The sequence below is a fragment of the Ruminiclostridium cellobioparum DSM 1351 = ATCC 15832 genome (genome assembly GCF_000621505.1).
Classification (GTDB): Bacteria; Bacillota; Clostridia; order Acetivibrionales; family DSM-1351; genus Ruminiclostridium; species Ruminiclostridium cellobioparum.
On the sequence record NZ_KK211292.1, the window covers coordinates 20948 to 33817 of the forward strand.

General features: G+C 41.7%; 8 protein-coding genes and 1 other annotated feature (1 of these 9 running past the window's edge). All 8 genes read left to right on the forward strand.

All coding sequences use genetic code 11. The features are described 5' to 3' along the window. Positions 1-83 (forward strand) — a sequence feature (ribosomal protein L10 leader region) (it extends 124 nt beyond the left edge of the window). 66 nt (positions 84-149) lie between these two features. The 8 genes from rplJ to rpsG all read left to right on the forward strand — a co-directional run bounded on the left by rplJ (position 150) and on the right by rpsG (position 12850). Further along, positions 150-683 carry a 50S ribosomal protein L10 gene (rplJ, locus tag T344_RS0122970; protein ID WP_027630646.1) on the forward strand — a complete coding sequence of 178 codons (534 nt, stop codon included), beginning with the start codon at positions 150-152 and terminating at the stop codon, positions 681-683. A 105-nt stretch (positions 684-788) separates the two neighbouring features. Further along, the gene (gene rplL, locus T344_RS0122975) at positions 789-1172 is read left to right on the forward strand and encodes a 50S ribosomal protein L7/L12 (RefSeq protein ID WP_027630647.1); all 384 of its coding nucleotides are present in this window, start codon (positions 789-791) and stop codon (positions 1170-1172) included. Positions 1173-1927: 755 nt separating this feature from the next. Next, positions 1928-5668 (forward strand): DNA-directed RNA polymerase subunit beta, encoded by a 3741-nt coding sequence (gene rpoB / locus T344_RS0122980; protein ID WP_027630648.1) that lies wholly within the window; start codon positions 1928-1930, stop codon positions 5666-5668. Between the two features lie 19 nt (positions 5669-5687). Beyond that, on the forward strand, positions 5688-9185 hold the full coding sequence (gene rpoC, locus T344_RS0122985) for a DNA-directed RNA polymerase subunit beta' (RefSeq protein WP_027630649.1): 3498 nt from the start codon (positions 5688-5690) through the stop codon (positions 9183-9185). A gap of 237 nt (positions 9186-9422) precedes the next feature. After that, positions 9423-10973 carry a GyrI-like domain-containing protein gene (locus tag T344_RS30855; RefSeq protein WP_117407539.1) on the forward strand — a complete coding sequence of 517 codons (1551 nt, stop codon included), beginning with the start codon at positions 9423-9425 and terminating at the stop codon, positions 10971-10973. A 207-nt stretch (positions 10974-11180) separates the two neighbouring features. Further along, positions 11181-11423 carry a ribosomal L7Ae/L30e/S12e/Gadd45 family protein gene (locus T344_RS0122995; RefSeq protein WP_004623017.1) on the forward strand — a complete coding sequence of 81 codons (243 nt, stop codon included), beginning with the start codon at positions 11181-11183 and terminating at the stop codon, positions 11421-11423. Positions 11424-11664: 241 nt separating this feature from the next. Next, complete coding sequence (gene rpsL / locus T344_RS0123000) at positions 11665-12093, forward strand: 30S ribosomal protein S12 (RefSeq protein ID WP_004622993.1); 429 nt, start codon at positions 11665-11667, stop codon at positions 12091-12093. 286 nt (positions 12094-12379) lie between these two features. Continuing rightward, positions 12380-12850, forward strand: a complete 471-nt coding sequence (rpsG, locus tag T344_RS0123005) for a 30S ribosomal protein S7 (protein WP_027630650.1) — start codon at positions 12380-12382, stop codon at positions 12848-12850. Positions 12851-12870 lie beyond the last annotated feature (20 nt).

The following is a 12870-nucleotide window of genomic DNA, read 5'->3' on the forward strand; positions in this document are numbered from 1 at the left end:
TAAAATTACCATTGGTAACTTTTGAAACAGTTAATCACCCTTTGAATGTCTATGTGCATGCAAAGGGTTTTTTATTTTTGTTATATGATCAGGAAAAAATATTCTTTAATATATTTTTCTTACAAAAACCGCAAAAGGAGGTGGATGTTTTGCCTAGTAACAAAATTCTTGAACAAAAAAAGCAGGTAGTTGCCGATTTGACTGAAAAAGTTAAAGCAGCACAATCAATAGTATTGGCTGATTACAGAGGTTTGACCGTTGAGCAGGATACTGCATTGAGAAATGCTTTGAGAGCAGCTGGTGTGGAGTATAAAGTAGTTAAGAATACATTGACCAGTTTAGCTATGAAAGAAAGCGGACTGGAAGCTCTGGATCCTTTCTTGAATGGCCCTACTGCAATGGCACTCAGTTCAACTGATGCTGTGGCACCTGCAAAGGTTCTTTCAGATTTTGCCAAGAAGTTTGAAAAGCTCGAACTCAAGGTTGGTGTTGTTGAAGGTAAGGTTATTGATATCAATGGTATCAAGGCTCTTGCAGACTTGCCGTCACGTGAAGTCCTTATCGCGAAAGTATTGGGAGGCTTCAATGCTCCTATTTCCGGCTTCGTAAATGTATTGAACGGAAATATGAGAGGTTTGGTTGTAGCATTGAATGCTATTGCTGAACAAAAAGCAAACGCTTAAATTAAATCAATAAATTAATAAATAAATTTTATTAATTATAAAGTTATTTAATTTGTTAAATTAAAAAAATTAAAAATTAAAAAATTATTTGGAGGTAATTATACAATGGCTAGCGAAAAAGTAACAAAATTAATTGAAGATGTAAAGGCTTTAACAGTATTGGAATTATCAGAACTCGTAAAGGCTCTTGAAGAAGAGTTTGGAGTATCAGCAGCGGCTCCTGTAGCAGTTGCAGCAGCTCCTGCAGCAGGTGGAGCAGCAGCTCCCGCAGAAGAAAAGACTGAATTCGATGTAATATTGAAGGAAGTTGGAGCAGACAAGATCAAGGTTATCAAAGTTGTTAGAGAAGCAACCGGTCTTGGTTTGAAAGAAGCTAAGGATCTCGTTGACGGAGCTCCTAAGACTATCAAGGAAAACGTTTCAAAGGATGAAGCTGCAGCAATCGAAGCTAAGTTCAAAGAAGTTGGAGCAACTGTTGAAATTAAATAATATTATTGATTTCAAACCGGATTTCGCTGTTTAAAACGGCAATCCGGCAGTAAAAAGAGGCTACTCTTATTTAAGAGCGGCCTCTTTTTTCAAAGTATGAAATTAGGATATGCTCAGGTTCTTTCTGGCTGGAATAAGGTGTATTCCCTTGAAGCAGAAGCTTGGGTAAATGTGTATTTAAAAACAAATAAAAAAACGCATTTATTAATACGTTTTAGCAATTGACAAGCAGTATTAACTATGGTATCATTATACACTGCATTAAAATTATGTTATTAGACCCAAATGGGAAATTTCTTGTTTTTACTTATATAATATTATAGCATGAGCTGTAATAAAAATGCAACAATACGAATAAACAAGACAATAATTGTTAATAATATTTTAATGTCTGCGAATCTGTTAAAAACTGAATATTAGTTATTATAGCTACAAGGTTCAGTATGCGTATTTTTGAAAATTATATACAACCTAAATTACTGGTATATTATTGTTTTTAATACGGGATTTGGGTGCGGTACAAATAATAAAACCTTTCCTTATAGGGCTGTTATTGGTACTCACAGCTTTAAGTGTTTTGATTTATGATTTCCCATAATATAATTCTAATTATGTGAAATTTTAATAATATTCCCAAAGAGTCTGACGACTAAATAATTCATGAATACGTTATGGAAACGGCAATTGAATAATATATTCATAAAATTTTTCAGTCAGATTCTTGTAAAGTCATAAGTTTATGAGGTGATATAAATATGGTACAACCCGTAAAATTGGGTAGAAACACCAGGATGAGTTACTCTAAAATTCAAGAAGTCGTTGAAATGCCAAACCTGATTGAGGTCCAGAAGAATTCATATCAGTGGTTTTTGGACGAAGGTCTCAGAGAAGTTTTCAGAGATATATCTCCAATTATGGATTACACCGGAAACCTTATCTTGGATTTTGTTGATTACTCGCTTGATGACACACCAAAGTACAGTGTCGAAGAATGCAAGGAGAGAGACACTACATACTCTGCTCCCCTCAAGGCGAAGGTCAGATTAATTAACAAGGAATCCGGAGAAGTTAAGGAACAGGAAATCTTTATGGGTGATTTCCCGTTAATGACAGACAACGGTACCTTTATAATTAACGGTGCAGAGCGTGTAATTGTAAGTCAGCTCGTCAGATCGCCTGGTATTTACTATTCAATGAAGTTTGACCGTGTAGGTAAGAAGTTGTACTCTAATACAGTAATCCCGAACAGGGGTGCATGGCTTGAATATGAGACAGATTCCAATGATATCCTGTCGGTAAGAATCGACAGAACAAGGAAACTGCCTCTTACAGTGCTGTTAAGGGCTTTGGGCTATGGTACTGATTACGAGATTACGCAATTACTTGGGGAAGATGAAAGAATCCTTGCGACCATTCAAAAGGATAATGCAAAGACCAGCGAGGAAGGTCTGCTTGAAATATACAAGAGATTGAGACCTGGAGAGCCTCCTACGGTTGACAGCGCAAAGACTCTTTTAAACAGCTTGTTTTTTGATGCAAAAAGATACGATCTTGCCAAATTCGGCAGGTTTAAATTTAATAAGAAGCTTTCCATATCCAATATGATCAGCGGGCAGATAGCTGCTGAGAATATTGCTTCGGCAGAAACCGGTGAGGTGCTGGTGGAGGCCGGTGAGGTTATAAGCAGAGAAAAGGCTGAAACAGTTCAAAATTCAGGAGTAAACGTTGTATTTGTCACCGTAGAGGGAAAATCCGTCAAGGTTATCGGTAACAATACTGTTGACATACGCTCTTTTGTTGATTTTGATGTTACTGATTTAGGGATAACCGAAAAAGTCCAATACAAGGTTCTGAAGGAAATACTTGACAGCAACAGCGGAAAAGATCAGATCAAAAAGGCTCTTGCCGAAAGGATCAACGATCTTATTCCAAAACATATAACAATAGATGATATCATCTCCTCAATAAGCTATATAATAAATCTTGACTATGGTATCGGTACGATTGATGATATCGACCATCTGGGTAACAGAAGACTGCGTTCGGTGGGTGAATTGCTCCAGAACCAGTTCAGGATAGGTTTGTCCAGAATGGAAAGGGTTGTGAGAGAAAGAATGACTATACAGGATATAGACATTGTGACTCCTCAGGCTCTCATAAATATCAGACCTGTTGCCGCATCAATAAAAGAGTTTTTTGGAAGCAGCCAGTTGTCACAGTTCATGGACCAGACAAATCCGCTTGCAGAATTAACTCACAAGAGGAGATTGAGCGCTCTGGGACCCGGTGGTTTGAGCAGAGAGAGAGCGGGCTTTGAAGTCCGTGACGTTCACCACTCCCACTATGGCCGTATGTGTCCCATAGAAACTCCAGAAGGACCGAACATAGGTCTGATAGGTTCTTTGAGTACCTATGCGAGAGTTAACGAATACGGTTTTATTGAATCACCATACAGAATAGTTGACAAGGAAAACAGAAGGGTTACGGATAAGATTGTATACCTTACCGCCGACGTGGAAGATCCTTTTATAGTAGCCCAGGCTACAGAACCTCTGGATGAAGAGGGCAGATTTAAATCAAACAAGGTTATTACCAGATACAAGCATGAAATACTGGAAGTCGAAAGCAACAAAGTGGATTACATGGACGTATCACCCAAGCAGATGGTTTCTGTTGCGACTGCAATGATTCCGTTCCTTGAAAACGATGATGCCAACCGTGCCCTCATGGGTTCCAACATGCAGCGTCAGGCCGTGCCTCTTATAAAGGCCGATTCTCCAATAGTCGGTACAGGTATAGAGTACACAGCAGCCAGAGACTCAGGTGTTTGCGTCATTGCTAAAAATCCGGGTGTCGTTGACAAGGTATCGGCAAGTGAAATAACCATCAAGACCAAGAGCGGGCAAAAGGATGTATACAAGCTTCTCAAATACATGCGTTCAAACCAGGGCACCTGTCTGAACCAGAGACCTATCGTAAGAAAAGGTGAGGTTGTTGAGAAGGGCGATATTATAGCTGACGGTCCTTCAACCGACAATGGTGAAATTGCACTGGGAAGAAATATCCTCATAGGCTTTATGACCTGGGAAGGATATAACTACGAGGATGCCATCCTCATAAATGAAAAGCTTGTTAAGGAAGACGTATATACTTCAATCCACATTGAGGAATACGAGGCCGAATCCAGAGATACCAAGCTGGGACCTGAAGAAATCACCAGGGATATTCCGAATGTGGGAGAAGAAGCCTTAAAGGACCTGGATGACAGAGGAATAATCAGAATAGGCGCCGAGGTTCGTGCAGGAGATATTCTGGTAGGTAAGGTCACTCCGAAGGGAGAAACCGAACTTACTGCCGAAGAACGCCTATTGAGAGCCATATTCGGTGAAAAGGCGAGAGAAGTCCGTGATACCTCCCTGAGAGTACCTCACGGTGAATCGGGTATTATTGTGGACGTTAAGGTATTTACCCGTGAGAATGGCGATGAACTGCCGCCCGGAGTAAATCAGCTGGTCAGATGTTATATCGCCCAGAAGAGAAAGATTTCCGTTGGTGACAAGATGGCGGGAAGACATGGTAACAAGGGTGTTATTTCAAGAATACTCCCTGAGGAAGACATGCCGTTCCTTCCTGATGGAACTCCTTTGGAAATAGTTTTAAATCCTCTCGGCGTTCCTTCACGTATGAATATCGGTCAGGTGCTTGAAGTGCATCTGGGTTTTGCAGCCAAGGCTCTGGGCTGGAAAATTGCCACACCTGTATTCGACGGTGCAACCGAAGAGGACATTAAAGACACGCTGATCCATGCGGGTAAAGATCCCGACGGCAAGACCGTGCTTTATGACGGAAGAACCGGTGAACCCTTCGACAACAGGGTAACCGTTGGATATATGTACTACCTTAAACTGGCTCACTTGGTTGACGATAAGATACATGCCCGTTCAACAGGTCCATATTCGCTTGTAACTCAGCAGCCTCTCGGAGGTAAAGCCCAGTTCGGCGGACAGAGATTTGGAGAAATGGAAGTTTGGGCACTGGAAGCATATGGTGCTTCATATACCCTCCAGGAAATCCTTACCGTTAAATCGGATGACGTTGTAGGTAGAGTTAAGACTTATGAATCAATCGTTAAGGGTGAAAACATTCCTGAACCTGGAATACCTGAGTCCTTTAAAGTTCTTATCAAGGAACTCCAGAGCCTTGCGCTGGATGTCAAGGTGTACTCTGAAGAACAGGGAGAAATTGCCATTAAGGAATCGGTTGATGACGATCTTGAAGAGTTGAATGTAAACATCGAGGGCAGAGAAGACGAAGTTGTTATCACAAACGATTTTGATGATGATTTGAGGGACGATGTCCTTGAGGATGATCTGGATATTGATGATCTTGATATCGGAAGCATCAGCACAGGAGATAATCTTGAAGAGGAATTGACGGATGAATTATTTGCCGATGACGAAGCGCTTGGTGAAGACTTTGACGATGAGGATTTTTAAGGAAGGGAGATAAGCTATTATGTTTGAACTGAACAATTTTGATTCTATTAAAATAGGATTAGCTTCTCCGGAAAAGGTCAGAGAATGGTCAAAAGGTGAAGTAAAAAAACCTGAAACAATTAACTATAGAACTTTAAAGCCGGAAAGAGACGGATTATTCTGCGAAAGGATTTTCGGACCTCAAAAGGACTGGGAATGCCACTGCGGAAAATATAAGAGAATCAGATACAAGGGAATTGTTTGCGACAGATGCGGAGTTGAAGTTACCCGTTCAAAGGTAAGAAGAGAAAGAATGGGTCACATCGAGCTTGCTGCACCGGTTTCACATATCTGGTATTTCAAGGGCATACCCAGCAGAATGGGTTTGATTCTTGATATGTCCCCAAGATCACTTGAAAAGATCTTGTACTTCGCTTCTTACGTGGTAATCGATCCTGGACAGACACCATTGTCCAAGAAACAGGTGCTTACCGAGAAGGAATACAGGGACAGTGTTGAAAAATTCGGGCTCAGCTTTAAGGCTGCAATGGGCGCAGAAGCGGTCAAGGAACTGCTGATGGAGATTGACCTGGAAAGCCTTTCAAAAGAGCTGAGAAACGACCTGGTGGATTCTACAGGGCAAAAGAGGATCAGAGCAGTAAAAAGATTGGAAGTTGTTGAAGCTTTCAGACTGTCGGGAAACCGTCCTGAATGGATGATTCTTGATGTTGTGCCTGTTATACCTCCGGAATTAAGACCGATGGTACAGCTGGACGGCGGAAGATTTGCAACCTCGGACTTAAATGACCTTTACAGAAGAGTTATAAACAGAAATAACAGATTAAAGAGACTTCTTGATTTAGGAGCCCCTGATATAATTGTCAGAAACGAAAAGCGTATGCTCCAGGAAGCTGTGGATGCGCTCATAGATAACGGAAGAAGAGGGCGTCCTGTTACCGGTCCCGGAAACAGACCGCTCAAGTCCCTGTCGGATATGCTTAAAGGAAAGCAGGGGCGTTTCCGTCAGAACTTGCTGGGTAAGCGTGTTGACTACTCGGGACGTTCGGTTATCGTCGTGGGACCGGACCTTAAGATATTCCAGTGCGGCTTGCCAAAGGAAATGGCTCTTGAACTGTTCAAGCCTTTCGTTATGAAAAAGCTGGTTAACGATGGTCTGGCGCACAACATAAAGAGTGCCAAGAGAATGGTCGAAAGAGTCAGAAATGAAGTTTGGGACGTACTGGAAGAAGTAATCAAGGAGCATCCGGTATTGCTCAACCGTGCGCCGACACTTCACAGACTCGGTATACAGGCCTTTGAACCTGTGCTTGTTGAAGGCAGGGCATTAAAGCTCCATCCTCTGGTATGCTCGGCTTACAATGCCGACTTTGACGGTGACCAGATGGCCGTTCATGTGCCTTTGTCAGCCGAAGCGCAGTCGGAGGCAAGATTCCTCATGCTGTCGGCAAACAACCTGCTGGCACCGAAGGATGGCAAGCCTATAACCGTTCCTACCCAGGATATGGTTTTGGGAAGCTACTACCTGACAATTGAAAAACCAAACGAACCCGGAGACGGCAAGGTATTCGGAAGCATGGACGAAGTGCTGATGGCCTACCAGGAAGGAGTCCTCGGACTTCATGCACAGATCAGGGTCCGTATTGAAAAGCTGATTGACGGAGTAATGAAGAAAAGCCTTATCGCGTGTACTGCGGGCAGGCTGATATTTAATGAAGCAATTCCTCAGGATTTGGGTTTTGTTGACAGAACTGACCCGGATAAGAAGTTTGACCTGGAAATTAACTTCCTGGTTGGAAAGAAGGAGCTTGGCAAGATCATTGACAAATGCATCAGAGTTCACGGTACTACCAAGACTGCAGTTATTCTTGACAAGATAAAGGCTCTGGGCTTCAAGTACTCAACAAAAGGAGCCATAACCATCAGCGTATCCGATATGGTTATACCTGAAATTAAGAAACAGTATTTGCAGGAAACTGAAAATACAATTGATAATATAGTTAAGCAGTACAAGAGAGGTCTTATCTCCAACGAAGAAAGATACAACTCGGTTATCAGCGCCTGGACCGAGACCGGTGAAAATATTACCAAAGCTCTTATTGACAACCTTGACAGGTTCAACCCTGTTTACATGATGTCCCAATCAGGAGCGAGAGGTAATATCAACCAGATCAAACAGCTGGCCGGTATGAGAGGTTTGATGGCCGATACCTCTGGTAAGACCATCGAGATACCTATAAAATCAAACTTCCGTGAAGGACTTAACGTTCTGGAATTCTTTATTTCAACTCACGGAGCCAGAAAGGGTCTGGCCGATACGGCCCTCAGAACTGCCGACTCAGGTTACCTCACAAGACGTCTTGTTGACGTATCACAGGATGTTATAGTAAGAGAACTTGACTGCGGAACCGATAAGGGTATCGAAATAGGCGATGTAAAGGACGGCACTGAGGTAATAGAACCATTGTCCGAGAGACTTGTAGGCAGATACACCATTGAAGATGTATTTGATCCTGCCACCGGAGAATTGATTCATGCCAAGGATGATGTTATAAACGAAAAGATTGCTGACAGGATAGTTAATGCAGGTATAAAGAAAATAAAAATCAGATCAGTCCTCACCTGTCACTCGGAAGTTGGAATCTGTGCAAAATGTTACGGCGCCAACCTTGCTACAGGCGATGCAGTCAATGTGGGTGAAGCTGTGGGTATTATCGCGGCCCAGTCCATAGGTGAGCCTGGTACACAGCTTACAATGAGAACCTTCCACACCGGCGGTGTTGCGGGTGACGATATCACACAGGGTCTCCCCCGTGTTGAGGAATTGTTTGAAGCAAGAAGACCAAAAGGTCTTGCAATAATTTCTGAAATAGCCGGTGCTGTTAAGTTATCCGACTCGAAGAAAAAGAGAGAGGTTATCATAACGGCAGAAGACGGTGAAACCAAATCCTACCAGATACCTTACGGATCCAGAATAAAGGTATATGACGGGGATGTTGTGGAAGCCGGTGATGAACTGACCGAAGGTTCGGTAAATCCGCATGATATCCTTAAGATCAAGGGCATCAAGGGCGTTCAGGCTTATCTGCTGCAGGAAGTACAAAGAGTTTACAGAATGCAGGGTGTTGATATCAATGATAAGCACATTGAAGTTATAGTAAGACAGATGATGAGAAAAGTTAAGATTGATGATGCCGGAGATACAAATCTGTTACCGGGCGGACTGGTTGACATATTTGAATTCGAGAGGGAAAATGCCAAGGCTGTGGAGGCCGGTTTGACACCTGCAACAGGCGAACGTACTCTGCTGGGTATAACAAAGGCGTCCCTTGCAACCGAATCCTTCCTGTCGGCCGCATCCTTCCAGGAAACAACAAGAGTCCTGACTGAAGCAGCTATAAAGGGTAAGGTAGATCCTCTTCTGGGTCTTAAGGAAAATGTCATCATTGGTAAGCTTATCCCGGCAGGTACCGGTATGAGCCGCTACAAGGACATCAGCATCAGCAATGTAATTGAGTAGGAGACCGAAGCCGGGTTCAATCGGTGAAGGCTGTACCTTAATTATATAAACCAAATTTAACAATTAAAAAAGCGGAGACAGTCAAACCACTGTTCTCCGCTTTGCTGCGTTTTACAAAACAGTATAAAATACGTATCGGTATATTTTATTTTGACAAATTTAAAATCTGGCTTTCTCAATAATTACACAGATGGTAATATATAGTTATAATTAGCCTTTGTTAAAGGGGGAATAAAATTGGCAAGGATTTTTAAATTTGAAATAGCAGATATGCCAAAAGTATATTTAGTGGGCAGAGAGTCAAAATATAACATACAGACATATATGCAGGGTGATAACCGGATTCCGGCTTTTTGGGACAAATGCCTTGCCGACGGGACTTTCAAGGAGCTTGAAAAGCAGTGGGAATTTTTATATGAACCGGGGTATGTGGGTGCTACCATCAATTGGGATATGGGTTACGGAAGATTTTCATATGTTTGCGGAATGCTTTACAAGGAGGGGGTTACTGTTCCGGAAGGCTATGTTATGTATGAAATCGGAGATGTAAAAATAGGAAAGTGCTGGATTAAGGGCAGGGATTCGGAAGATGTGACCTCAAATGCACATGCACTGACAATGCAGGCCATAAGAGACCAAAAGCTATGCCCCAATCAATTGAAATGGTCAATGGAAATATTTAATGGCCAACGATTTTTGACACCTGATGAAAACGGCGAGATCATTCTGGATTACCATATCCCGTTGGCCAAATCATTCGAAAGTCTGGGGAAGAGAGTAATATATCCGTATCTGGCTGCCTATCCTGATTTTACAGCGGTTTGCAGCAACAGTGCCTGTGAAAATTCACAAAGACAGATGTATGATTTTCTTTATGAAAGTATCAATGCAATATACGCGGATTTATCACTTATTGGCATCCCGTATGAGGAAGACGATTGCTATGAGTACTGGCAGCCTGGCAGCAGCAAGCCTGAGCTCAGCGCTAAAATGCAGAATATCAGAAAGACCTTCCTGGCGTTTTTTGAATATTTGATAAGGATGGGACTGGCAGGTGAAGCAGTGCAGGAAGGATTGCTTATAAAAAAAGATAAAATGGTCATTCAAAATAGAATGAAGAATAAGCTTTCACTCTTTGGTCTTACATCTGTCGAAAACAAGGACGAGTATTTTTTTACACATAATAAATATAAAGAGATCTTTCCTGCCTGGAAATTTTATTGCGGCAATGCAGAGGGCTTAAAAATCAATCCCAAAGATGTACATGCTTTCCTTCACGGGTATGTTGAGGGAAAACAAATAACTGCAGAGGGAATGTTTGGAAGGATCAGAAATGCAGACCTTATTTCCCAACTGGAAGGGCTTTTTATCCAAAAGGGTTACAATTGCAAGTATGACAATTTGAGAGTTGTTTATGAAAAGGAATATCCGGATAAGCAAAAGGCACATATGAATATATATTATGATTATAAAAAATTAGAGCAGATGATTTTTGAATTTAAATCTCCGCAATTAAGTAAAGTATTAAAATATTATGACCAAATGGACGATGAGTTGAAAACTCTGGTTTTCAGCCGCACAAAAATATGCGATGGCTGTGGTTATTGCACCCAGACCGATAGGTCGGGAAAGCGAAAACGCCTTGCAGTGACCCTTGAGCTGGATGGAGAAAGAAAGTCCAAATGTCCGCTGTTTCCGTCATTTGTATGGGATAATGCAAACGAAGAAATGATAAAAACAGTTAAAAAGCTGTTTGATTTTTCAGAAGGAATATTATACGGTAATTAGCTGTCTAAGAGGCGGTATCTGCTGATAAACTTATGCAGGCTTGACAAAAGGCGTATGTGAGTGATAGAATAATTCAGTGCATTATTTTGTGCCTTTTTTTGTGTGTTTAAAAAACAAGTTGCTGCGTTTCAGATACCATGGAAGCACGGGTAAAGCATGAGTAATAAGTAGCAATTGGCGGTACTGCCGTCAAGCGGAGGAGTTAAATTGTTAGAGGATTTTAAACACTGTAAAAAGACAGTCGGTGTAAAACAGTCGACAAAAGCTGTGGAAAATGGTGCGGCAGCGAGGGTAATAATAGCTAAAGACTGCGAACAGAGGGTTGTAAGAGGTATTATAGAACTCTGTGAAAAGACATCCGTTCCAATAACATATGCAGACTCTATGAAGCAGCTTGGGAAAGCCTGCGGCATTGAAGTTGAAGCCGCTGTTGCATGTATATTGAAATAAGAAAATTTTTCTATAGCCAAAAAAATTTCTTTTGAACTGATGTGTTATAATATTGCTTATCTATTTATCGCCTTTAATTATTTTGAGGACGATATATATATAATATATAATCATTTACCTTTGAACAACGTATGTTGTTCAATCACCCTGCGAGAGCAGGGTGCGCAGACGTAGTCTGCGGAGCCGAAGCCGAATTCACTTCGGCGCAGGCGATATATTTAAATCGAGAGGAGGTGTACTAATGCCAACATTTAATCAGCTGGTTAGAAAGGGCAGAGAAGTAATGGAAAAGAAATCCACTGCTCCAGCTCTCCAGAAGGGATTTAACTCAAAGAAGAAAAAACCTACAGATATCAGCAGCCCTCAGAAAAGAGGTGTTTGTACTGTTGTTAAGACTTCAACACCAAAGAAGCCGAACTCGGCTCTTCGTAAGGTTGCCAGAGTCCGTCTTACAAATGGTATAGAAGTATCTGCGTATATTCCTGGTATAGGTCATAACCTGCAGGAACATAGCGTTGTTCTTATCAGAGGTGGAAGAGTTAAGGACCTGCCTGGTGTAAGGTACCACATAGTAAGAGGTACTCTTGACACTGCCGGAGTTGCCAAAAGAATGCAGGCCCGTTCAAAATACGGTGCTAAGCGTCCTAAGGCTGGTGCCGCTAAAAAGTAATACCACAGCGTGCTGACAATTTAAAATGTTAGGTGCTTAGTACGTGATTATATATATGCGCAGGTATGCTCCGGCATACTTGATTTAAGAGAAAATAGGTTCAATGGACTGTCCGGTTGTCCCTGACAGCTCATCATAAATAAACTGATCTATAATCTGTTAAACTATTAAGGTATATTTTATGAAACAGTACTTGCGCTGACGACGGTTTAAACCACGAGTACCTGTGATACGTTCCTATGGGTTTGGCCCATACTAAATGTTATCATAAAAGGAGGGAAGTAAGGTGCCAAGAAAAGGTCATATTTCTAAAAGAGACGTTTTACCTGATCCAATATACGGAAGTAAAATCGTTACTAAATTAATCAACAATGTAATGTATGATGGTAAGAAGGGTGTAGCACAGCAAATCTGCTATGATGCCTTCGATATCCTGAAAGAAAAAACCGGCAGAGATCCTCTCGAAGTTTTTGAAGAAGCCATGGCAAACATCATGCCTGTGCTGGAAGTAAAAGCAAGAAGAGTTGGTGGTGCTACCTACCAGGTTCCTATGGAAGTCAGACCTGATAGAAGACAAGCTTTGGGTTTAAGATGGCTTGTTGATTACTCGCGCAAAAGAGGCGAGCGTACTATGAGGGAAAGACTTGCCGGTGAATTATTGGATGCCGTCAACAACATGGGCGGAGCATACAAGAAGAAAGAAGATACTCATAAGATGGCTGAAGCCAACAGAGCGTTTGCACACTACAGATGGTAATACCATCATTGGCAAGCTCT

Bases quoted from the DNA above. Each gene is read 5' to 3' on its own strand.
- rplL (WP_027630647.1), top strand. From the start codon at position 789: ATGGCTAGCGAAAAAGTAACAAAATTAATTGAAGATGTAAAGGCTTTA.
- rpoC (WP_027630649.1), top strand. From the start codon at position 5,688: ATGTTTGAACTGAACAATTTTGATTCTATTAAAATAGGATTAGCTTCT.
- rpoB (WP_027630648.1), top strand. From the start codon at position 1,928: ATGGTACAACCCGTAAAATTGGGTAGAAACACCAGGATGAGTTACTCT.
- rpsL (WP_004622993.1), top strand. From the start codon at position 11,665: ATGCCAACATTTAATCAGCTGGTTAGAAAGGGCAGAGAAGTAATGGAA.